The sequence below is a fragment of the Verrucomicrobiota bacterium genome, from assembly GCA_037139415.1.
Taxonomy (GTDB): Bacteria; Verrucomicrobiota; Verrucomicrobiia; order Limisphaerales; family Fontisphaeraceae; genus JBAXGN01.
Map to the genome: position 1 here is coordinate 1 of JBAXGN010000028.1, position 21,250 is coordinate 21,250.

Annotated in this window: 21 protein-coding genes; 12 read left to right on the top strand and 9 right to left on the bottom strand. The window is 60.0% G+C overall.

The window, feature by feature from the left end:
* Positions 1 to 687: 687 nt before the first annotated feature.
* Positions 688 to 2,052: a sulfatase-like hydrolase/transferase gene (locus WCO56_06915; GenBank protein MEI7729284.1), complete on the top strand. Its 1,365-nt coding sequence runs from the start codon at positions 688 to 690 to the stop codon at positions 2,050 to 2,052.
* Positions 2,053 to 2,056: 4 nt separating this feature from the next.
* On the opposite strand, the gene WCO56_06920 is transcribed toward WCO56_06915, so the two are convergent.
* On the bottom strand, positions 2,057 to 2,434 hold the full coding sequence (locus tag WCO56_06920; GenBank protein MEI7729285.1) for a hypothetical protein: 378 nt from the start codon (positions 2,432 to 2,434) through the stop codon (positions 2,057 to 2,059).
* Positions 2,435 to 2,538: 104 nt separating this feature from the next.
* Here WCO56_06920 and WCO56_06925 point away from each other — a divergent pair, with 104 nt between their 5' ends.
* The 3 genes from WCO56_06925 (at position 2,539) to WCO56_06935 (ending at position 6,478) form a co-directional block, all read left to right on the top strand.
* Entirely contained in the window at positions 2,539 to 3,189 is a 651-nt protein-coding gene (locus tag WCO56_06925; GenBank protein ID MEI7729286.1) for a hypothetical protein, read from the top strand.
* 452 nt (positions 3,190 to 3,641) lie between these two features.
* Entirely contained in the window at positions 3,642 to 5,522 is a 1,881-nt protein-coding gene (locus tag WCO56_06930; GenBank protein ID MEI7729287.1) for an O-antigen ligase family protein, read from the top strand.
* Between the two features lie 83 nt (positions 5,523 to 5,605).
* The gene (locus WCO56_06935; GenBank protein MEI7729288.1) at positions 5,606 to 6,478 is read left to right on the top strand and encodes a UbiA family prenyltransferase; all 873 of its coding nucleotides are present in this window, start codon (positions 5,606 to 5,608) and stop codon (positions 6,476 to 6,478) included.
* A 9-nt stretch (positions 6,479 to 6,487) separates the two neighbouring features.
* Here WCO56_06935 and WCO56_06940 read toward each other — a convergent pair whose 3' ends face one another.
* Genes WCO56_06940 through WCO56_06950 form a run of 3 tightly spaced genes read right to left on the bottom strand, consistent with a single transcriptional unit; the run spans position 6,488 to position 8,765 of the window.
* A complete protein-coding gene (locus tag WCO56_06940) occupies positions 6,488 to 7,186 on the bottom strand; it encodes an SDR family NAD(P)-dependent oxidoreductase (GenBank protein ID MEI7729289.1) in 699 nt (232 codons plus the stop codon).
* Entirely contained in the window at positions 7,183 to 8,451 is a 1,269-nt protein-coding gene (locus WCO56_06945; GenBank protein ID MEI7729290.1) for a polysaccharide pyruvyl transferase family protein, read from the bottom strand. The genes WCO56_06940 and WCO56_06945 overlap by 4 nt, the downstream gene beginning before the upstream one ends.
* 32 nt (positions 8,452 to 8,483) lie before the next feature.
* Positions 8,484 to 8,765, bottom strand: a complete 282-nt coding sequence (locus tag WCO56_06950; GenBank protein MEI7729291.1) for a hypothetical protein — start codon at positions 8,763 to 8,765, stop codon at positions 8,484 to 8,486.
* A 155-nt stretch (positions 8,766 to 8,920) separates the two neighbouring features.
* Between WCO56_06950 and WCO56_06955 the strand changes: the two genes are divergently transcribed.
* Complete coding sequence (locus WCO56_06955; protein MEI7729292.1) at positions 8,921 to 12,094, top strand: polysaccharide lyase family protein; 3,174 nt, start codon at positions 8,921 to 8,923, stop codon at positions 12,092 to 12,094.
* A gap of 10 nt (positions 12,095 to 12,104) precedes the next feature.
* Here the strand turns inward: WCO56_06955 and WCO56_06960 are convergent, their stop codons facing one another.
* Both WCO56_06960 and WCO56_06965 read right to left on the bottom strand, forming a co-directional pair.
* Complete coding sequence (locus WCO56_06960) at positions 12,105 to 12,575, bottom strand: pyridoxamine 5'-phosphate oxidase family protein (GenBank protein ID MEI7729293.1); 471 nt, start codon at positions 12,573 to 12,575, stop codon at positions 12,105 to 12,107.
* A gap of 388 nt (positions 12,576 to 12,963) precedes the next feature.
* Positions 12,964 to 13,476 (bottom strand): sigma-70 family RNA polymerase sigma factor, encoded by a 513-nt coding sequence (locus tag WCO56_06965; protein ID MEI7729294.1) that lies wholly within the window; start codon positions 13,474 to 13,476, stop codon positions 12,964 to 12,966.
* Between the two features lie 405 nt (positions 13,477 to 13,881).
* Here WCO56_06965 and WCO56_06970 point away from each other — a divergent pair, with 405 nt between their 5' ends.
* Genes WCO56_06970 through WCO56_06995 form a run of 6 tightly spaced genes read left to right on the top strand, consistent with a single transcriptional unit; the run spans position 13,882 to position 19,138 of the window.
* Entirely contained in the window at positions 13,882 to 14,475 is a 594-nt protein-coding gene (locus WCO56_06970; protein ID MEI7729295.1) for a DUF1559 domain-containing protein, read from the top strand.
* Between the two features lie 5 nt (positions 14,476 to 14,480).
* Positions 14,481 to 15,701, top strand: a complete 1,221-nt coding sequence (locus tag WCO56_06975; protein ID MEI7729296.1) for a DUF3344 domain-containing protein — start codon at positions 14,481 to 14,483, stop codon at positions 15,699 to 15,701.
* 12 nt (positions 15,702 to 15,713) lie between these two features.
* Positions 15,714 to 16,604, top strand: coding sequence for an ABC transporter substrate-binding protein (locus tag WCO56_06980; GenBank protein MEI7729297.1), 891 nt, complete (start codon positions 15,714 to 15,716; stop codon positions 16,602 to 16,604).
* Between the two features lie 2 nt (positions 16,605 to 16,606).
* Positions 16,607 to 17,344 carry a radical SAM protein gene (locus WCO56_06985; GenBank protein ID MEI7729298.1) on the top strand — a complete coding sequence of 246 codons (738 nt, stop codon included), beginning with the start codon at positions 16,607 to 16,609 and terminating at the stop codon, positions 17,342 to 17,344.
* Position 17,345: 1 nt separating this feature from the next.
* Entirely contained in the window at positions 17,346 to 18,374 is a 1,029-nt protein-coding gene (locus WCO56_06990) for an iron ABC transporter permease (GenBank protein MEI7729299.1), read from the top strand.
* Complete coding sequence (locus tag WCO56_06995; protein ID MEI7729300.1) at positions 18,371 to 19,138, top strand: ABC transporter ATP-binding protein; 768 nt, start codon at positions 18,371 to 18,373, stop codon at positions 19,136 to 19,138. Before WCO56_06990 ends, WCO56_06995 begins: the two co-directional genes overlap by 4 nt.
* Positions 19,139 to 19,207: 69 nt before the next feature.
* Here the strand turns inward: WCO56_06995 and WCO56_07000 are convergent, their stop codons facing one another.
* From WCO56_07000 to WCO56_07010, 3 genes are read right to left on the bottom strand one after another with little or no spacing between them, the layout of a single operon-like run.
* Complete coding sequence (locus tag WCO56_07000; GenBank protein MEI7729301.1) at positions 19,208 to 19,792, bottom strand: RNA polymerase sigma factor; 585 nt, start codon at positions 19,790 to 19,792, stop codon at positions 19,208 to 19,210.
* Positions 19,779 to 20,273, bottom strand: a complete 495-nt coding sequence (locus tag WCO56_07005) for a periplasmic heavy metal sensor (protein ID MEI7729302.1) — start codon at positions 20,271 to 20,273, stop codon at positions 19,779 to 19,781. The genes WCO56_07000 and WCO56_07005 overlap by 14 nt, the downstream gene beginning before the upstream one ends.
* A gap of 4 nt (positions 20,274 to 20,277) precedes the next feature.
* Positions 20,278 to 20,604, bottom strand: a complete 327-nt coding sequence (locus WCO56_07010; protein ID MEI7729303.1) for a hypothetical protein — start codon at positions 20,602 to 20,604, stop codon at positions 20,278 to 20,280.
* Positions 20,605 to 20,768: 164 nt separating this feature from the next.
* Between WCO56_07010 and WCO56_07015 the strand changes: the two genes are divergently transcribed.
* Positions 20,769 to 21,173, top strand: a complete 405-nt coding sequence (locus WCO56_07015; protein MEI7729304.1) for a hypothetical protein — start codon at positions 20,769 to 20,771, stop codon at positions 21,171 to 21,173.
* Positions 21,174 to 21,250: the final 77 nt, after the last annotated feature.

The window sequence follows — 21,250 nt, forward strand, 5'->3', positions numbered from 1 at the left end:
GCCCACACCAGAGTTTCTTCCTGCATCAGCCCCCATCGGGGGTCCTGGCTTTATAACCACACGGCAAGTACGATTTACTACGGCGATTTACTGCCAACGACAAAATAACGAAAATCGGGTTAAACTAGCACAATGACTTCAAAGTTCGACCGCCAGAAACTAAATACTGGGGACAATGATAACCATTCCAGTTTATGCCCTTACTGAATCGCCAAGTGGTGCCCACCGTCACCGATGCCTTGGGACGATAGAATACTTGGGTGTACGGACCCCCGGGGCTATGTTTATTCATTCCGAGAGCCACAACTGGCCCGCAACAAGCAAAGGGGGCATTCATAGATTTAGGTGGCAACTCCTTGCTCTCCTAACTCCTAGCTTTCAGCTTTCGCGTATTTCGCCTGTTTCGCGGTTTGCATTCCTCGCCCGCTCCAGCGCCTGACTCCAAGCTTCCATTTTTTCGCTTATATTTTTCTGCCAGATAATCTTTTTGCCATGTTCTATCCCCCATTATTCATTTTTTTATGCCCATAAATTTTTCTGGTGTAGCCTTCGATTTTTGCCAGGCCCGCGGATGGAAGCGGAGATATGCGCCCAACCGCCGCTTGGGCCAAAACCGAAATGTGCGACGACGACCACGAGCGACCATTCTTTGGTTGAATATTCAGCGCGTTTTGCAAACATCCGGGCATGAAATATTTAAGCCGTGGTTTTTTGTGTTTGCTGTGCTGGGCGGTGTGCGGCTTTGGTTCCGTCCAGGCTATGGCCGCCGCCAAGCCCAATATCCTGGTCATTCTGGCCGATGACCTGGGCCGGGGTGATTACTCCGCGTTTGGCACGCCGGATATCCGCACGCCGAATATTGACCGCCTCTGCCGCGAGGGCATGACGTTCCGGAATTTTTACGCCAACTCCTGCGTCTGCTCGCCAACGCGCGCCGCGCTGCTGACGGGATGTTATCCCGACCGCGTCGGGGTGCCAGGGGTGATCCGGGAAGAGACGCCGGATAACTCGTGGGGCTACCTCACTGCCAACGCCAAATTACTGCCGGAGATGCTGCATCGTGCCGGATATCACAGCGCCTTGGTCGGCAAATGGCACCTCGGCATTGGCACACCCAACACACCGACGGAACGCGGCTTTGATTTCTTCCACGGCTTTCTCGGCGACATGATGGATGATTACTGGACCCATCTGCGGCACGGGCATAATTTCATGCGGCTCAATCAAAAGGTCGTGGAACCCACAGGCCATGCCACCGACGTTTTTACCGGATGGGCGTGTGATTACTTGACGGAGCGCGCCAAGAAGCGCGCGCCATTCTTCCTTTATCTTGCCTACAACGCGCCGCATGGCCCGGTGCAACCGCCACCGGACTGGCTGGCTAAAGTGCAGCAGCGCGAGCCCAATATGAACCCGAAACGCCAGAAACTGGTCGCCTTGATTGAGCACTTGGACTCCGGCATCGGCAAGGTGCTCGATACGCTGGATCAATTGAACCTGGCCGATAATACGCTGGTGATTTTCACATCGGACAACGGCGGTGTGCTGGCGGAGGGTGCCAACAACGGCCCTTGGCGCAGCGAAAAATGTCACATGTACGAAGGCGGTTTGCGCGTACCCTGCGCTGCCCGCTGGCCGGGCAAAATCAAGGCGAGCAGCACCACGGACCACCTTGCGCTTACCATGGATATTTTTGCCACAAGCTGTGATTTGGCGGGCGCGCAGGCTCCCGCAGGCATTGACGGGGTGAGTTTCCTGCCGACGCTGCTGGGGCAAACGCAGACCGTGACAAATCGCGAGTTCTATTTTGTCCGGCGGGAAGGCGGAGTCCAATATTGCGGCAAGACCATTGAGGCCCTGATCCGCAACGATTGGAAACTGGTGCTCGACAGCCCGTTTGCCCCGATGGAACTCTACAACCTCAAAAACGATCCCTACGAAACCACCGATCTGGCAGCGAAGGAAAAAGCCAAGCTCAGAGACATCACCGCCGGGTTGCGTCTGCATGTCCAGCAAGGCGGCACGGTAACCTGGCAGGCACCCGCCAAATGAGTGCTTACAGGATGATCCGGTACATCGTGTAGCCAAAGCAACCGATGAAAACCAGTACGGACAACAACTTGAGAAGACAACTCATGGGCTCAAGTTTGGGATGCAACCCCCAAAACCAGTGCGCATGAATAAACACCCCGACGGCCAGGTAGGCAATCGCCAGCGCCACTGCCGCTGGTCCTTCCAGGTCCAATGACGAACTGCCGCGCCCGAAGAAACAGGCGTGTCCGGTGAACAGGCACCACACGCCATATCCGAACGGCAACAGCGCGAACCCAACGCCGAGAAGCCACATCGCGAGGCGACCACCGGAGGGTGCATAAGCCAAGTCCTCAGCGTCGTCAAACGCCGTGCGATGCACTTTGTTGGTCCAGAAACCCATGTGATGGAGCCTATGTCGTATTGGTGTATTTTCAAGCCCATTCCAACTTGGCTTTCGGGTTAAAACCTGTGGATTTTTCCTCAATTGCTGGTATACTGTTGGACATGCAAACGAGAACTCGTTGGGCTGCCAAGCATCTGGCAATCGCCATGATGCTGGGGCTGCCATTGGCCACTATGGCTTCGCAGACCAACCAGTTCGTCACCAATGTGACCGCGGTGGTGGCGTCGCTGAATCCGAAGTGCCTCGTGAGCGGCAAAGTCACCTATTTGGACCAGGACAAGGTTGTGCTAGCGTCAGGACAGAGTTTCATGCGGAGCAACCTCATGCAGCTTCATCTCCAGACCAACGTTACGCGGGTGGTCGAGACGCTTTCCCTGACGACCGGGACCAACCCAACGGCAATCCTCAATAACCGGCAAGTTCCAACCGCACTGGGCCTGGGCGACATCAACACGCCCCAAGGGCAGGCGGTCGTGCAGCAGGTGTTTCAGCTCATGATGAACCAGGGCATCGCCCTGGGGATGGACGCCACCCAGCGGGTTGCCTTCAGTCAATATTATCATAAGACCGCCGAGGGACTCGCCAACGGCACCACGGATCTGAAGTCCATCCGAGATCAGGCCGCCAACACCCTCTCGGCCATGAAACAGTATAGCAAGGAGATCGGGGAGGATACCAACGCGGAGGTCTGGCGCGGCTATGAGAACATCCTCCGGGATTTCGTGGAGCGCTACGATCGCGGGGAACGGTAACTTGCGAAATGAAATTTAGTCGTGGTTTGGACCGATGGCTCACTGCCACCAACGCGACGCTTCGGGACAGCCAATTGACTGTCACTGAGAGCCAGTCGTTGCGCACATAAAACGGTGCCAGGCGGACCGACTACACCTTCACGGCGGACTTGGCGGCGGAGAATGGTGTGGCCGGTCTGGTGTTCCGAGCCATGGACGACCAGAATTTTCCCATGGGACCGAGTCCGGCCAAGTGGTGACGCGCATTCAGCTCCGACTTGAGCCGGCCCACTCCGCCTTTGTGATTGGAAAGACGGAGGGGGCGCGTTGAACCCGGTTTCCAAAGTGCGTTGACTCCTAGCCGAAGCTTACCGAGCAACCAAATACAGGAAGGGATGGGCGCGAAAATGAGGCGTCCGCCAATGATAAAACTCTGGACGTGTGCGAATTTTGGGTTACGCTGACTACGCAAAATGGATCGCGAAAGACTGGATTTACTGTTGGAACGGATCATTCTCGGGCTCGTGTTGAGCATTTTGGTGTTCAGCACTCTGGCGCTGGGTGGGGTCCGTGGGGATCACTTTTCCATCGTCCTATGGCTGACCGCCGTGGTGGTGGGCTTCTGGGTGGCCCGCTTATGGATCGCGCCCAAGATTACCTTTTTATGGCCGCCGGCCTGTTGGGCGGTGTTGGGTTTCGCCATTTACGCGGTGCTCCGTTATCATTACAGCGACATTGAATATGTGGCACGGCAGGAGGTGCTTCAAATCCTGGTATATACGACGGTGTTTTTTGTCATCGTCAACAATCTGTACCGCCAGGAAAATAGTAAAATTGTGGTCATGAGCATGGTAGGACTCGCCATGCTCCTTTCCTTCTACGCGATGTACCAGGCGTTTGGTCACTCGAACAAGGTGTGGGCCATGGACCGTCCGCTCAGTTACGCCAACCGTGGTTCGGGAACTTTCTTCTGCCCCAACAGTTTGGCTGGTTTCCTGGAAATGTTGCTGCCGGTGGCGGTGATGTCCGCTTTTAGCCGGCGTTCGGGCCATGCGGCCCGAATTATTCTCGGCTATGCGGCGATGGTGATTCTGGCGGGGATTGCGGTGACGTATTCGCGCGGCGGCTGGGTGGCATGCGCCGTGGCGCTGACCTTGCTGTTGATCTTTGGCACCCGCAATATCCGCGCGCGCCTGATCATCCTCGTCATTTTGCTGGGCCTCACCGTCGGCGGGTATTATTCCATCAAACAAGCTCACCGCGTGGTCCAACGACGGGTCGGTGAAGCCATGAATATGGGGCATGATCGCGATCTGCGCTATCGCATCTGGCCGGCGGCGGCAGAGCTGTGGTTGAACCAGCCATGGTGGGGGGTGGGACCCGCGCATTTTGACCACCGTTTCCCGCCGTATCGCGATCCGGTGAACCGCATGCAGGCCCGTCCGGTGTATGTGCATAATGACTTTTTGAACACGTTGACGGATTATGGGGTGGTCGGCTTTGCCTTGATGGGGGCGGTCTGGTTTCTGGTTTTCGTGGGGGCATCCCAAACGTGGAACCGGATGTCTCACGCCACCTCGGACGGAGCCGCGTTGCGGAGCAGTAAATCCGCGTTCGTGGCTGGCGCCGCGTTGGGTTTGATCGCCATTTTAGTGCATTCACTGGTGGATTTTAACCTGCACATTCCCGCCAATGCCTTGCTGGCGGTCACACTGATGGCGTTTCTAACCACCTACATGCGGTTTGCCACCGAACAATATTGGGTGCCGCTGGCAACCACGGGGCGCGCGGTGGCCACGCTGGTGCTCATCGCCGCGTTTTTCCTGCTGGGGGTGGGCGGGGTGCGGCGTTTTACCGAAGCGTACTGGTTACGGCAGGCTTCCAGAAGCACGCTGGCGGAGGAAAAACTGGGCTTTTTGCAAAAGGCATTTTTGGCCGAGCCGCAAAATTTTGAAACTGCCCATGAAATCGGCGAGGTTTACCGCCTGATAAGCTGGGATGGCAATGACGACTGGGCAAAATATGCCGAGGCCGCGCTGCCTTGGTATCGGCAGTCCATGATTTTGAATCCCTACTTCAGCCATGCGCCGATGCGGTACGGGATGTGCCTGGACTGGCTCAAGCGCCCTGCCGAAGCGTTGCCTTGGTTCCAACACGCCCTGACGCTGGACCCGAACAGTTATTTCATGGTGGGCAGCCTGGGATGGCACTACATGCAGACCGGCCAATACGCCATCGCCAAACGCTACTTTGAGCGGTCCGTTAATCTGAATTTTGAAAATAACGCTCAAGGCTGGACTTATTTGCAGTGGTGCGAGCGGGAGGTGGATGCCCAGCGTCGTGGTATCAAGTGAGCGGGAATGAGCGCGACCCCTTCTCGTTGGGGAAAAGATACCCGCTTGCATTTTTCGGCAATTCCTGTCTGTAATGTGCGCCGATGCCGCCCGAAAAATTTGATGTCATCAACTATTTGCGCGCCCTGCTGATCGTGGGGCGGGTATCGAATTTACCGACGGTCTGGACCAATTGCCTGGCGGGTTATGTCCTGGGTGGAGGCCGTGATTGGAATCTCCTCTACACGCTTGGCACCGCCGCGACCTGTCTTTACTTGGGCGGCATGTTTCTGAATGACGCCATGGATGCCGATTACGACCGGGAATTTCGCCGCGCGCGACCCATCCCGCAAGGCACGATCACCGAGTGGAAGGTGTGGTGTCTCGGCTTTATGTTCCTTGGCGGCGGGGTGGCCCTCGTGGCGCTGCTGGGTGGGACGGCGTTTCAATGTGGCGCCGGGTTGGTGGGCTGCATCTTATTTTACAACGCGTTCCACAAAAAATTGCTGCTGGCACCGGTGATCATGGCCGGTTGCCGGTTCTTTTTGTTTCTGCTGGCGGCAGCGGTGGGGCCGGAAGGCATTCAGGGGTTGACGGTGTGGTATGCGGTAGTGCTGGCCGCCTATATTGTCGGCGCCAGTTATCTGGCGCGCAAAGAAGCCGGGGGCGACATACTGATCTGGCCGTGCCTGTTGTTGCTGGCGCCGGTGGTTTTGGCAGTGATCGTAAATGACAGCTTGTTTCGCCAGCAAGGGTACGTGGTGGCGGCGGTGGTGGCACTATGGGTGTTGTGCTGTTTGCGGCAAGCCCTTGGTCCCGGGCCACGCTCTGTGGCGGGCGCGGTCTCCGGGTTGCTGGCCGGTATTACCTTGCTCGATCTGGCCGCCGTGGGTCCGGTGCATCCAGAGCTGGTCCTGCTATTCCCCCTGGCATTCCTAGTGGCGCTGCTGATGCAGCGGTTTGTGCCGGCAACGTGAACGACTGTATCAATGGGGAGACGGTGCGGTGGCGGGCTTGCCGTTGTGCTGGGAGCCCAGTGCGAGCAGGAACGGCACGGCTGTTCGTGCCCAGGCTTCAGCATCCGGGTACCCATCCGCGCTCCCACCAAAACAGCTTTGTAACATCTCCGTATTGATGATGCCCGGATTCAGTGGAATGGCAGCCATTCCCGATGGCAGTTCCAGCGCCAGTGCTTGGGTAAGCCCTTCCACGGCCCACTTCGTGGCGCAGTAGGGTGCCACTTCGGCATCCACTGCACGGCCCCAGCCGGAGCTGAAATTGACAATCACCCCTTGTCGGCGAGCCACCATGGCCGGAACAAAATGCCGGATAACATTCGCCACTCCCAGCACGTTGACCGCGATCACGGCATCAAATTCCCTGGCGGAAATGGTCCACAGCGGAGCATTACGATTAATGATGGCGGCATTGTTCAACAGCAGGTCCGGCGGCCCATGACTGGCTAGGTAAACTTTGGCCCAAGACGCGACCGCAGAATCATTCGCGACATCCACGACCCGGAAGTCATGTGGTGCCGGTAATTGCCGTTGCAGTGATTGCACGTCTTTCAATGAGCGACCACATCCGATTACTGTGTGCCCCAGCCGGGCGAATTCCAAGGCCATTGCTCGACCCAGACCGCGGCTGACGCCGGTGATGAGCACCAATTTTTTGCGAGTCGTCATACGTGGACACTTTGCTTGAGGGCTTGCACCATGGCCAACTGGCGTTGCCGCACAAACGCTCGGGCCTTCTCCACCTTGGCTGCGGTGGCCTCTCGATCCTTGAGCATCGCCAGCACGGCTGGCGCCAGTTTCTTCAGGTCGTCTTCCTGGTCAAAATCAAATAGCCATTCGTTCAGGCCGATGTCCCGCCACATAAATCCCTTGCTGGTCTGTTCCTGAAACCGGCAGACGATGGCGGGGACGCCGTTGCCGATACACATGATGGGTGAGTGCATCTCCAACCCGAATAATCCGGCGGAATGCACGTAGGTGCTCAGCGCCTCATCCGTCAGCCAGAATTGCTCGCGCCACACCACTCTTCGGCGCACCTCCTCCGGCAGTTTGTCCAACAGCATTTCCTTGCCGACCTCCATCTGGCTTTTGTCCTCCGGACACAGCAGCACTTTGTAATCTGTCTCACGCACCACCGTGCCGATCGCCTCGCGCAACGGGGCGTGGTCGTGTTCCTTCATGGCCTCATTGCGCTGACGACGTTTTTCGTCATACGGCCGGTTCGTAAATTTCCAATAAGGGGTGTACCGCAGGCGCGGAATACAGCAGACGAATTTTTTCTCCTCCAGGCTATTCGCCTTCATGAACGCCAGCGCCGCCTCCTCGCGGCGGAGATCGCAGGCAAACGCCCCATCTGGACCAAATTCCATGATGGGGCATTTGACGCCCTCGGTCTTTGCCTTTTCCAACGACACCGCGTCTCGAAAATACACAAACTTCGCCTGGGTCAGCAGCGCCTTGTCATCGCCCGATAAGAATGAGCCATGTGTGATGCCAAAAACGCCGAACGGTTTGCCGGTGTGCTTGATAAAGGCCGCCACATCCTTCGCCGCCACGAGTGACGGCCCGGAGCCGTGCAGCAGGAAGTCGCACCACGCCACGGTTTCACCCAGCTCCGCATTCGATGCCTTGCCGTCTGCGCCGATGCTCCCTTTCACAATCGTTAATTTGGGAAAACGATGATGCTCCATGGCGATGACCTCTTCGGAAAGATCGGGGGAGGCCCACAGCCGGACTTCCGCTTCCGGGAAATGCTGTTCCAGCAGGGCCAGCACGCCCGGTGTGTGCGCAATGTCGCCGATGTTGACCACCTGCCACGAGGATCGCAGCAGGATGTGCGGTGCCCGTTTGGAATCGGCGGCGCCCAGGACGGAAACTGCCGCCAGGCTGGCAGAAGTGTTTTGGAGAAATTGTCTTCGGTTCAGGTTGTTCATATTGGGTTCAAGTTCTGTTATCCGGGTATGTTTTATTGCGGAGTTCCGATGCCAAATCGGGTCAGGGTCAGTCCCGCTGCCCCCAGTACGGCCAGAAGTCCTCCGAACAGGGCGCGCCGGCTGGGCCGTTCCCCTTCCATCCGCGCCGTCAACGGCAGGATGACAATCGGGGTGGTGGCGACAATACCCAAAAACAGGCAGGCCAGTGTCAGCCGCCAGAAATTCGCTTCCGTTCCGCCCATCAGGCGGGCGGAGCGTGTGGCGGCCACCACCGAGATCGAGAAACAGAGGGTAGCCAGAATCGCCCCAAACATGCTCGGGCACTTTCCGGTCTCGACTGGGGGTCTGTCAACGGTCAAAACCGGATTGGCCGGGCTTGGAGGAACGAAACAGAGGAACGAAACAGGATTGACCTATCGGAGGCGTGCGGGGATAAATGTCCAGCCATTATGCCCATAAGGATGATTGTATGAAGACGAAATGCCGCTGCTTGTTCAATGCGTTTCTGCTCCTTGCCGTCGTGAACGCGCCGGGAGCCACCTTGTTTGAATTCGGGTCCACCAATCGCACGACGGCGGCGCTGACGCTCGCTCCCAAAGGTTATGCCAGTTACCAACAGGACGGTTTTTTTGTCGTTGGTCATTCGGACCCACGCGCGGATTGGCCCTACGTGCATCCGGGTCCGCAGGATGGTTGGGCCGGCGGCGGCGAACACACGTTCCACATCGTGTTTGGAGTGCAGTCCACCACGGTCTCGGGTGCCTGCCGGCTGGTGTTGGACCTGCTCGATACCCATTACAAATCGCCCCCGCACCTGCGCATTGAAATCAACGGTCAGGCCTTTGACCGGGATTTGCCCGTCGGCGGGGATGGCGGCGCCATTTTTGGTCGGCTGGCAAATATCAAGCCGCAGCGAGTGGAAGTGGTCTTTCCAGCCAAGCTGCTTAAACTGGGAACCAATACCATCGCCATCGCCAATCGTCAGGGGAGTTGGATGCTCTATCAACGGGTGGCGTTGGAAACCCCGGTGGGTGTCACGCCCGCTGCGGTGCCGGAGGCCGGGGCCATGATCGCGGCCGCACGCCAGGCGGCGAGTGGAACGAAAGTGGACCAGATTGTCGTGGTGTTCAAAACCCATTTCGACATCGGCTATACCGATTTGGCGAGCAATATTGTCCAGAAATACCGGGGCCCCATGATTGATCAGGCTTTGGAAGTGGTGGCACAAAATCGTGACCTGCCGCCTGCGCAGCAGTTTGCCTGGACGATTCCCGGCTGGCCCATGCACAAGATCCTTGAGGATTGGCCCGAGCAGTCAACCGCCCGCAAAACCCAGGTGGAAGCGGCCCTGAAATCCGGACACTTTGTGGTCCACGCGCTCCCGTTCACCACGCATACCGAATCTCTGGAGCTTGAGGATTTGGTGCGCGGCCTGGCCTTCTCCACCCGCATCACCCGCGATTACGGACTGGACGCGCCGCGTGATGCGAAGATGACCGACGTGCCGGAGCACACGCGGGTGCTGGCCACCATCCTCAAGCAGGCCGGCGTGGAGTTCATGCACATTGGTTGTAACGGGCTCAGCACCCCGCTCGAGGTGCCGCCCCTCTACTGGTGGGAAGGGCCGGATGGCTCTCGTATCCTGACCATGTACTCGACCCAGTACGGCACGGGGTTGAACCCACCCAAGGATTGGCCGTATCGGACCTGGCTGGCGCTGATCCACACCGGGGACAACCACGGCCCGCCGCGCCCGGACGAGGTTAAAAAGGTGCTGGAGCGCGCCGCCAAAACGATGCCCGGCGTTAAGGTGAAGATTGGTCGGCTCTCGGATTTTGCCGATGCCATCCTGGCCGAGCAACCCAACCTACCCGTGGTGCGAGGCGATGCCACTGATACTTGGATTCACGGGCCAATGTCTGATCCCATCGGTATGAAACTGGCCCGAAACATCCGTCCATTGCTCGCCGCCACGGAATCGCTCAACACCCTGTTGCGCGGCTGGAACGTGGCGGTGCCGGACGCCGCCGCTCCCGTGGCCGCCGCGTATGAGCAGAGTCTGCTTTATGGGGAACATACTTGGGGCGGATCCATCGGTTGGGCGCGGAAGCAGCTTGGTTTTGGCGCTATCTTTGCGACCAACCGGGCCAGCGGCCTTTATGCGCGCAGCGAGGCTTCCTGGGCCGAGCATACCTCGTACATTGAGCGGGCCCGTGATTTGGTGCAGCCGGAACTTGAGCGCAATCTGCGGGCGCTGGCCGAGGCGGTTGCCATGAAAGGGCCGCGCGTCGTGGTTTTCAATCCCCTGCCATGGAAGCGTGATGGCGTGGTGATTTTGCCGGATGGACGCGATTTCCTCGCGCACGCCGTGCCTGCCTTGGGCTATCGCGCCTATGATCTGGCCAAACTGCCGCCCGTGTCACCAAACGCAAGAAAAACGGTCACGGTGGCCACACCCGGCAAGGCTATCCTCGAAAACGAGGTGTTTCAGGCAAAGCTCGATCTTACCCGCGGTGTCATCCAATCCTTGGTACACAAGCAAACCGGTCGGGAATTGGTGGACACTACCGCAGAAGTCGGGTTTGGTCAGTTTCTCTACGAGCGGTTTGACCAGGCGCAGGTATGGGCTTACTGCGAGGCCTATAATCGTGAAGGGCACAAACGCCACATTGATTTCGACAAGCCGGGTTTGCCCTCCACCAATGAATTCCAGTATCGCGCTGCCGCACCGAGAGATTTCCGTGTGCGATTCGAGAAAACACCGTCCAGCGTGAGTGCCATCATGGAGGCAGCCTCCGGCAATGGTGTGCCGTGCGGCGTAACCACACGAGTAGTGCTTTATCACGATCTCCCTTATGCCGATTTGGAAATGACGGTGCAAAACAAGCCGGAAGACCCTTGGCCTGAAGCGGGCTGGCTGTGTCTGCCGTTTGCGGTGGCGTCACCACAGTTCAAGCTGGGTCGGCCCGGGGGAATCACTGACCCAGCCCGGGACCTGATTCCGGGCGGCAACCAGGATATCTTTACCCTTAACACCGGTCTTACCATGATTGATCCACAAGGCCGAGGCGTGGGCCTTTGTCCCATGGACCATCCACTGGTTAGCTTGGAACGACCCGGATGCTGGAAATTCTCGCGTGACTTTATCCCCCGCAAACCGGTCGTTTACCTTAACCTGTTCAATAACCAGTGGAATACCAACTTCCGCCTGTGGAACGGCGGCACGTGGACTTCGCGGGTGCGCCTTTGGGCGGTGAAGAATGGTGGCGACCAAGCAGCCGCGCTCATCACGCCGTCGCTGGAAGCTCGGTATCCCCTCCAGGCCATGGTGACAGCAGAACCGGCGGGTGCTTTGCCGGTCGAACAGACGGGCGGGGAGGTTTCGCGCCCGGGTGTGTTGGTCACTGCCTTGGGGGCCAATCCGGATGGGTTGGGTACACGGCTACGTGTGTGGGAGTTGGCTGGCCAGGGCGGGCCGTTGCGTATCCAATTGCCGGCTAGCCTCGCCAAAGCTGGTGTGCAAGCATGCGATCTGCGCGGGCGCCCGATGAATCAGCCGGTGGAAACGAAGGCCGGTGTGCTGACGGTTCAGCTCCCGGCCTTTGCGCCCATGACATTCTTGTTCAAACCAGCAGCCCAATAAGGCCGGCACCTCAAGTGGTCTTGGTGTACGAGCGTTTGCCGGTGAGTTCGTTGATCTCAATCTGCCAGACCCGGGTCCGGGCAACGATGACGGGATCAAACGACCAGGTGCGGCCGGAGTATTGGCGCATGATCTCGTTGAGCGCGTAGTCTCTGGCGGCCACCTCCACCAACTCGCGGATGACGCCAAAACCGATGACGCTCTCGTACGCCATGCTCCATTTGCACGCCAAATCCGGATGCCGGCGCACCTCCACGTTGCACTCAAACTCGAAGCACACCTGCGGATTCGCTTGGAAAAATTCCAGCTTCGTCCCCTCGGTGGCCGTGTGAAGATAAATCGCCCGCCCATCATAACCGAAGGAAACCGGCACCAGGTAGGGCCAGTTGTCTTTGGCCAGCGCCAGGTGACATACTTGGCTGCTGCGAATGATCGCGTCCAGCGCGGCGCGGTCCGTAATGGCTTTGTCGTTTCGTCGCATGGTTTTCACTTCCGGTTACAGAGCATTTGCCGGATGATGCTAATACACTGAACCGATGGGGTCCAGTCTGCATTCGCCCAGGGCTGCATCAAGCGCGTTGGTGCGTTACGAATAGTACGAGGTGGGAGGGCCTGTGGTTCCGTACCCCCTCCTGTATCCTCTCCCTCGGGGCATGGGCGTCAACCTTATTGGTTGCGTAATTTGCGCGGGTTCTGCCAGTTCACCCGCGCCCGTCGCCGCCCTTAGCGTCAAGCGCGCCGCCCACCGGAGCGCGGACCTCCGATCCGCGTGGCTTTGACTGCTTTAGCCGCATGCACCGTTGAGGGAATAACCGAAGCGGCTCCCGCGCCCCCCAGCGGACCGGAGGTCCGCGCTCCTTGGGTTGACGCTAGAACCACGTTTTAAGTTTCTCGCGGAGAATTTGTCTGGCCCGGTAAAGACGGGATTCAACGGCCTTGGGTGTGCTCTGCAAGACCGTGGCCGCTTCGGCTACCGGCAGGGCTTCCCACTCACAAAGAATGATGGCTTCGCGCATGTCGTCCGGCAGAGCTTGCACCGCCGCGCGGACGGCTTTGGCCCGTTCGGCAGCCTCGGCGGCCTGGTTGGGATCGGTGGTTGCGGCAGGCAAGGTGTCACCCAGGGTTTGCTCGGTCGTTTCGGATTCGGCATCGAGCGAGACGTTCGGGTGCCGGGCATGCCAGCGATGGTGGTTGCGGGCCAGGTTCGCGGCGATGGTAAACAGCCAGGTGCTGAATTTATGTTCCGGATATAGGTCTCGCGGGAGCGATAGACGCGAACGAAGGGGTGGAAAAAAATGCCAGGGACACCGTGAAACACACGTGCAAAAGCGTCGGCAGTGAAGGCGCGTCTTGCTGCTCCATGAAATAAGGTGGCAACCCACGCCGGACAGCGGCTGAGCAAAGCGGCTCTCACACGAGGGTCGCTTTTTGCGTTTACAGAACAACGGAAATCAAGCGAAGCGCCACAGTGGGAATGGCCATGATTAGCGGGGAACTGAGTCTGGTTAACCTTGGCCTTGGCGAGGGGCGTTTGGTATCGCGTCAGAACCGGTGCGGGCATATTTTCTAATTCATACGAAATTACTATTGCGTAATACTAAAAATCAAGTATTAAGTTCTCATACGTTCGTAATACTAGGAAAACGAGTGGGGGCAGCGGCGTTGGAACGCCGCGGGTCCGCTCGCGGCAACAACGATCAGATGAGTCGAAAATCGCCAGTCACAATGCTGACGCCTTGGATGGGTGGCAGCGGCTTGTCCGCCATCGTGCCGGAGGCAACATGATAATGCGGGTGAGAGCCTTTACACTGATTGAATTGCTGGTGGTGATTGCCATTATCGCCATCCTGGCCGCGCTGCTGATGCCGGCGCTGGCGCAGGGCAAGGCGCGGGGGAAAAGCGCCGGGTGCCTGAACAACCTGCGGCAGATCGGCCTGGCCACGCAGATGTATGCCGACGAGAATGAATCCTATCCGCCAGCCTGGGTGGATTCGACCACGCGCTGGATGGACCTGATTCAGCCCTGTCTCGATAAAAGGTCGGGGGTGTACCTGTGTCCAGCGGACCAGCAGCGGATTCCGGTGACTTGGGACACGAACATTTTCCTAAGCTACGGCATCAACACCTTCCGCTTTGGCGACCAGGCGCATTGTTTCTGGTACGGCGTGAAGGGCAATGCCGTGCCGCGCCCCTCGGGCACGATCATTTTTGCGGACTGCACGCCCGGCAAATATTACTGCGGCGGGGGCAGCGCGTTCAAGGAACCAGTGGTGGACGTGGACTATCGGCATCCCAAGGGCAGTTTTGTGGCCGTGTTTTGTGACGGCCACGCTGAAACCAAAATCAAAACCCAACAAACCGACTGGGACGCCTCCCAATAGAAATCATGAAAAAGCATCCGGACAAACCCATAGCCAATCAGGCTCGACCATTCGGCCTGGGCCAATCACTTGTGCTGGCGCTGGCCCTCAGTGCCGCCTTCGCGTTGCCGCCGGCATCAGTCCAGGCCGGTTTTGCCACCGCGGGCCAAGGGATCAGCAATGTGCTAGCCGGGAGCGTGAGCAACGGGGCGTTGTTTTGTGGCACCACGACCAACTGGGCCAACAGCACCCCGAGCTTGCCTTTCAACACAACCGTCGGGTGGTCGCTGCCGGTCTGCGACCGGGTGGTCGCCAGCCGGTTGATCATGACGTTGTGGGGTGGCACGGCGAATTACACCTGCCAGATGACGGTGGCCATCAATGGCACGAACCTGCCAGCAGCAAATCCACTGGTGTTTGGGTCCACGAGTGACGCCAACGCGGTTTTTAGCGGGGTTGCGCCGTGCGTCTATGGCGCGGGGTCCGGGCTGTGGGTGGTTGGCCTGCCGGTGCCGGAGGAGATGCTGCACCGGGACGGTTCCAGCAATACGGTGAGCATCACGGAGAGCACGCCAGACAGTTTCGACGGGCGGATTCACCATGTCACCCTCGTAGCGGTCTATCAATCCGCCGCCCTGAGTAATCAGTTTGATTATGCACTGGCCGAAGGCAGCGGCGACATTTACGGCACGCCTGCCGCGCCGCAAGTCAATCAGCGCACCGTCCCGCTGGGCACTGTGAACCCCACAAATGCCACGGCAGCGCGGCTGACCGCGCTTTACACGTATGGCGACACGGGACAGAATGACCGGCTCTATTTCAACGGCGTGCAATTGGGCGGCGATGATGTTGCGCAATGGGATAAGACCGGCACGGGATTGAACTACGGCCCGAGCGTGGCGAGTTTCGAGGTGCTGGGCAGCCTGGCGGCGACCAATAGCGTAAGGTTTACCGTGGCGGCGACGGATGTGCCCGGCACGCGGGAAACAAGCCTGCGCCCGCAACTGGCGGCGCTCACGGTCACGCGCCCACCACAGACCGCCCCGCCCGCACTGGGCATTGCGTTGAATGTGGTCGTCACCTGGCCGGTTTCGGCGGGTACGTATCAATTACAGTTCCGCCCCAGCCTGGAGAGCGGGAGCTGGAGCAACGTGACCAATGCGCCAACGGTCATCAACGGTCAGAACGCCGTCCTGCTGCCGCGTGGCGCGGCGCAGCAGTTTTACCAACTTCAAAAAACGAACTAGCGCCGCCACGATATGCCCCGGTTTTTGTCCATCGTTGGGTGCCTGTTGGTACTGGCGCTCGCCAGCCTGACCGGCCGCAGCGCCCCGATGTCGGGCACGGGCGGGCGCGCCGTCACGGATTCCACGAAGCAAACGGTGGTGGTCCCGGCGAATCCCCAACGCGTCCTGAGCCTTTGCACGTCGGCGACGGATACGCTGCTCCGGTTGGGCGAGGGGGCGCGGCTGGCGGGGATTGATGAATACAGCCGCGTGGTTCCAGGCACCAGCAACGTGACGGTGCTGGGCAAGGGCAGCGCTATTTCACGGGAGCAAGTGCTGGCGCGAGGAATTGACTTGGCATTTGTGTGGTGGTTCCAGGAGGACGCGGCGAAGCTGCTGGCGGATTTGCGGGTGCCGGTGGTGCGGTTGCGCTGCGGGCGGGCGTCCGAAGTGCCGGACACCATCCGGCTGGTGGGGCAATGCGTGGGGGCCACCAATGCCGCCGACGCGCTGGCGCGCAGCGTCACGGAAAAGCTGGCCCGGCTGACGCCCGCCAGCACGAACGTTGGGCCACGGGTTTACCTGGAGCTTTACACCCCGTTTAAAACCAGCGGCGGCGATTCGTACTTGAATGACCTGATTGAACTGGCGGGCGGACACAACATCGCCGCCCAGGGCAATGGGGCGCTGCTGCTTTCGGCGGAGCAACTGCTCGCCGCCGATCCGCATTGCGTCGTGCTGCTGGCGGGCTTCGGCACCCCTGAACAATTTGCGCGGCGCGGCGGGCTGGGCAGCCTGGCCGCCGTCAAGGCGGGCCGGGTGCATATCCTGGACCGCTATTATCTGGTTGCCGGCGCGGGGCTGCCCGAGGGGGTGGCCGCACTGCGTCAATTGATCCAACCTGAATCAAAAACCAAACATTAAATATGTCGTTTCACACCATCACCCACAACGCCAAGTATCGTTTCGCCACGCTGCACAATTTCGGCTGCATGTTCCGGTGCCCGGTGTGCAGCTACAAACTGCACAGCGGCCCCGAAGGCCGGCCCGGCTACGCGTGGCCCAAGCCGGATGGTTTCCTCACCACCGAGCAAATCAAGGAAGCGCTGCGCACGGTGGACCTGGCGACGCTGTATTTCATGGGCGGCGAGCCCACCATGGCGCGGAACCTGGCCGAGCTGCTCGGCTTCGGGAAGAACACGCTGGGCGTGCGGACTTTCCTGGGCCATTGCAACGGGTGGAAGCTCGACCTGCCAAACCTGGATGGCGCGAACGTCGGCTTGAAAGCGTGGGACCCGCAAGTGCATCGCGCCTATACCGGGCGGGAAAAGGAACTGATCTTCGGCAATTTCCAGCGCGCCTTTGAGGCCGGGATGGATCTCAAGGCGAACGTGGTCTATGTGCCGGGGCTGGTGGACGTGGACCAGGTGGAGGCCATCGCGGCATGGCTGGGCAGCCTGAGCCGGGACATCCGGTTCCATATCATGGGCTATATCCCGGTGCCGGGGCAACCTTACGAACGCCCGACGGCGGAACAGATGACCGAAGCGGTGGCGTGCTGCCAGCGCCATCTGAACCAGGTCGGCATGTCGCATCTGACCTCGGAAGAGGCACGCAACCATGCGGTGCGGGATGATCGTTTCGCGGTGAAGCAAATCGCTTGAAGTGTTCACGCACCCTCCATCCCGCGCCCGTTGGCTCATGCCCGCCCTGCTGGCTGGGCTGGTGCTCGCCGGGTTGGCGGGATTGATGGTCGGCAGTGTGGCGGTTGCGCCGGGAGAAATCGTCAAGCGGCTTTGGGCCGCGCTGCTGGGGCAAAGCGCCCATGATCCGACGGACCAGATTTTGCTGGCGGCGCGGTTGCCGCGGCTCGTGCTGGCGGCGTCCGTCGGGAGCGCCCTGGCGCTGGCCGGGCTGGCGGCTCAAACTCTCTTCCGCAATCCGCTGGCGACGCCCTCCATCATCGGGGTGTCCAGCGGTTCGGCGCTCGGCGCGGTGCTGGGGTTGCTGCTGGCGGGGCGGGCGGGGTTTTCATCCTCGGTACTGGTGCCGGTGTTCAGCCTGGCAAGCGGGTTGGCGGTCACGGCACTGGTGTTTGCGCTGGGGCGGCGCGGGAGTTTCTTTGGCCATGCGCTGCTGCTGGCGGGCATTGCCATTGGTTCCCTGTGTTCATCGCTCACCACGGCCGCGCTGTACCTGGCCGGCGAACGCTTGCAGGCGATTGTTTTCTGGCTCATGGGTGGATTGTGGCAGGCCAACTGGCGCGATGCCTGGTTCATGCTGCCGCTGGCGCTCGGCAGTTGCGCGGCCCTGTATGTGCTGGCTCCGGCCATGAACGTGGCGCTCGTGGGCGAGCGTTCCGCGCATGATCTCGGCCTGAACCTGCCGCGCTTGCAACGCCAATTGCTGCTCATGATCGCGGCGACGACGGCGGTGGCCGTGAGCCTGACAGGCGTGATTGGTTTCATCGGGCTGGTGGTGCCCCATTTGCTCCGGCTGGTGATCGGCGCGGACCATCGGCGGCTCGTTCCGGCAACGGCCTTGGGCGGGGCGGTGCTGCTCATGGTGGCGGACATGCTGGCGCGCACTCTCGCTTCACCAGCAGAAATTCCGGTGGGCATCCTGACCGCCGTCGTGGGCGCGCCGGTGTTTCTGTGGCTGCTCAATAAACGGCTCGGGAGGCCTGCCGCATGAGCCTGCGGGTCGAAAGTCTTTCCTTCGGATATTACGCTGGCCATCCGGTATTAAACGGCCTGAACCTGGAAATCCGGGCCGGGCAAGTGACGGGGTTGTTTGGACCGAACGGCTGCGGGAAAAGCACCTTGCTGCGCTGCCTGAACGGGGCGCTGCATCCGCAATCCGGCGCGGTGCTGCACCAAGGGCAACGGCTGGACAAGCTGACGCCGCGTGAAATTGCCGCCCGCATTGCCGTGGTGCCGCAAGAGACTTCGGCAAGCGTGCCGTTCCTGGTGCGGGAAATGGTGATGATGGGGCGGTTTGCCCGTTGGGACCTGTGGGGGCAAGAGTCCCCGGTAGATCATGCGGCGGTCCACGCCAGCCTGGAGCGGGTCGGCGCGGCGGACCTGGCCGACCGCCATTTCGATGAACTCAGCGGCGGCGAACGGCAGCGGGTCATCATTGCCCGTGCGCTGGCGCAAGAAACACGGGTGCTCCTGCTCGATGAACCGGCCAGCCACCTGGACATTGCGCACCAACTGGAGGTGTTCCACTTGGCGCGGGAACTGGCCGGCGAAGGGTACACGGTCCTGATGGTGTGCCACGACTTGGTAGTCGCGCCAATGTTCGTGGATGAGGCGGTGTTGCTGAAAGCCGGGAGAGTTTTTGCCCGTGGGGCCGTCCCGCAGGTGCTCCGGGCGCAGAACCTGGCGGCATGTTTTGGGTGTTCGCTGGGAATCACCTGGCCGTCTCCCGGCGCGGCGACAGTCATGCTGGGGTAATGTTCTTTTTCGTTCGCACATTGTGCAGTGCTGGTACTAAAGGGGCTTCCGGGAGAGGCTGTGTCCGGGCTAAAGCCACTTTTTGAGTTGTTCCCGAAGTAGGTTGCGCGCCCGGTAAAGACGGGATTCAACGGCCTTGGGTGTGCTCTGCAAGACCGTGGCCGCTTCGGCTACCGGCAGGGCTTCCCACTCACAAAGAATGATGGCTTCGCGCATGTCGTCCGGCAGAGCTTGCACCGCCGCGCGGACGGCTTTGGCCCGTTCGGCAGCCTCGGCGGCCTGGTTGGGATCGGTGGTTGCGGCAGGCAAGGTGTCACCCAGGGTTTGCTCGGTCGTTTCGGATTCGGCATCGAGCGAGACGTTCGGGTGCCGGGCATGCCAGCGATGGTGGTTGCGGGCCAGGTTCGCGGCGATGGTAAACAGCCAGGTGCTGAATTTATGTTCCGGATTATAGGTCTCGCGGGAGCGATAGACGCGAACGAAGGTGTCCTGCGCCAGATCGTTGGCATCGTCTTCGTTGCCCAGCATCCGGCAGAGGAAATGAAAGACCCCGGGGGCGTGCCGGTCCATCAGGTTGTTGAGAGCCGCATCGTGTCCGCCTGCCAGCTTCGCCATATCTGCCCGGTCCAGGGCTTCCGTATCAACGGTGTCCATGGGAATTGGGATTCGCTGGGGACATGGTGTGTTCAACCTGCTCGTGGAAGCCAAGGGTCAGGCGCTGCATCTCGGCGAGGTAACGCCGGCCTTGCTCCGGAGGCATGACCTGACTGACTTCGCGGAAGTGTTGCAGCATTGCAGCCTGGCATTGGGCGCGCAGGGTGCCGACTTCGATGAGCTTTTGCTCGATGGCGGCGGGCGTGCTGGTGCTGGCGGCCAGCATTGTTTGCAATTCGCGCTTCCGGGAATCAATGCGCTCGCAGAACTCGCGGCACTTGGGCAGGTAACCGTCGTGAAGTTCGCGCACCCGGGCCAGGTCGGCGTCGTTCAAGTGGAACTCCAGCCGCAACCAGGCGAGGTCATCACCGGGTTGCACCGCATGTTGAATGCACCAATGAGCGGCAAGGCGTTGACTCGCGAGAAAAACCGCAACTCCGGCGAGGAGCATGGCGACGAAGATGAGGAGCGGGCGGCGCATGGTTTTAGTGGAGGCTGTTGGGCGCGACGGCGGCAAGATAACGCTCCTGGGCTTGTTGCTTGGCCGCACTGTCACTGGTGACCACACCCGTAAGTCCGCCCGCCACCAGCAAGAGCGTCAACCCCGCCATGGCGAAGCGCGGCAGCAGCAACTGCTCCACCCAGCGTTCCAGCCAGGCCAGGGGCGTGGGCGATACGGTGGCCCTTTTTTCGGATTTCTCGATGCGGCGCCAGACGGATTCCTGGAAGCGCGGCGGTAACGGTGGCGCGGGCCGGGCCTCGCGCAATAGTGTGCCCAGTCGTTCGCCATCCGGTTCGTTTATTGTGCTCATAATCGTTCCTTCGTTGAGATATATACCCCAAGCCCGGCGGGATCACGCATAAAACCTTGCGAAAAATTCTTTGCGGGTTTCTGCGAGTGCCGGGGTATGCAGTTCAGAAGGCGGTCACAGTGGCTGCCAAAACAACAAAAACTGAAACAAAAGAAAGAAATAATATGAAGACAATTAAAAATATCCTCACCTCTCTGACCCGTGGAACATGGATCGCGGCCGTGGCCGGAATCACGCTCGCCGCCAGTAATGGCATGGCGCAAGATCGGGGCGCCACGCAACTAATCAAGCCGCACCCGCACAACTCGGTGGCCGAAGTGCAGAAGGTGGCGGCGGGCGACCCAGCGGTCATGGCTTGCCCGAAGTGCAAGGACTCCTTGGTGACGGAGGCGGAGAGTACCGGCAAGGGCGCGAACCCGACGGTGACCAAGACCTACCTGCAACATGGCTGCCCCACCTGCAGCACCAAGATCGCGACCGAAGGGGTGGGGAAAAATGCCAAGGACACCGTGAAGCACTCTTGCAAAAGCGGCAGCAGTGAAGGCGCGTCTTGCTGCGCCATGAAATAGAGTGGCAAACCCAAGCCGGACAGCAGCTGAGAAAAGCGGCTCGCACACGCGGGCCGCTATTTGCGTTTACAGAACAC

Bases quoted from the DNA above. Each gene is read 5' to 3' on its own strand.
- WCO56_06915 (MEI7729284.1), top strand. From the start codon at position 688: ATGAAATATTTAAGCCGTGGTTTTTTGTGTTTGCTGTGCTGGGCGGTG.
- WCO56_06920 (MEI7729285.1), bottom strand. From the start codon at position 2,434: ATGGGTTTCTGGACCAACAAAGTGCATCGCACGGCGTTTGACGACGCT.
- WCO56_06925 (MEI7729286.1), top strand. From the start codon at position 2,539: ATGCAAACGAGAACTCGTTGGGCTGCCAAGCATCTGGCAATCGCCATG.
- WCO56_06930 (MEI7729287.1), top strand. From the start codon at position 3,642: ATGGATCGCGAAAGACTGGATTTACTGTTGGAACGGATCATTCTCGGG.
- WCO56_06935 (MEI7729288.1), top strand. From the start codon at position 5,606: ATGCCGCCCGAAAAATTTGATGTCATCAACTATTTGCGCGCCCTGCTG.
- WCO56_06940 (MEI7729289.1), bottom strand. From the start codon at position 7,186: ATGACGACTCGCAAAAAATTGGTGCTCATCACCGGCGTCAGCCGCGGT.
- WCO56_06945 (MEI7729290.1), bottom strand. From the start codon at position 8,451: ATGAACAACCTGAACCGAAGACAATTTCTCCAAAACACTTCTGCCAGC.
- WCO56_06950 (MEI7729291.1), bottom strand. From the start codon at position 8,765: ATGTTTGGGGCGATTCTGGCTACCCTCTGTTTCTCGATCTCGGTGGTG.
- WCO56_06955 (MEI7729292.1), top strand. From the start codon at position 8,921: ATGAAGACGAAATGCCGCTGCTTGTTCAATGCGTTTCTGCTCCTTGCC.
- WCO56_06960 (MEI7729293.1), bottom strand. From the start codon at position 12,575: ATGCGACGAAACGACAAAGCCATTACGGACCGCGCCGCGCTGGACGCG.
- WCO56_06970 (MEI7729295.1), top strand. From the start codon at position 13,882: ATGCGGGTGAGAGCCTTTACACTGATTGAATTGCTGGTGGTGATTGCC.
- WCO56_06975 (MEI7729296.1), top strand. From the start codon at position 14,481: ATGAAAAAGCATCCGGACAAACCCATAGCCAATCAGGCTCGACCATTC.
- WCO56_06980 (MEI7729297.1), top strand. From the start codon at position 15,714: ATGCCCCGGTTTTTGTCCATCGTTGGGTGCCTGTTGGTACTGGCGCTC.
- WCO56_06985 (MEI7729298.1), top strand. From the start codon at position 16,607: ATGTCGTTTCACACCATCACCCACAACGCCAAGTATCGTTTCGCCACG.
- WCO56_06995 (MEI7729300.1), top strand. From the start codon at position 18,371: ATGAGCCTGCGGGTCGAAAGTCTTTCCTTCGGATATTACGCTGGCCAT.
- WCO56_07000 (MEI7729301.1), bottom strand. From the start codon at position 19,792: ATGGACACCGTTGATACGGAAGCCCTGGACCGGGCAGATATGGCGAAG.
- WCO56_07005 (MEI7729302.1), bottom strand. From the start codon at position 20,273: ATGCGCCGCCCGCTCCTCATCTTCGTCGCCATGCTCCTCGCCGGAGTT.
- WCO56_07010 (MEI7729303.1), bottom strand. From the start codon at position 20,604: ATGAGCACAATAAACGAACCGGATGGCGAACGACTGGGCACACTATTG.
- WCO56_07015 (MEI7729304.1), top strand. From the start codon at position 20,769: ATGAAGACAATTAAAAATATCCTCACCTCTCTGACCCGTGGAACATGG.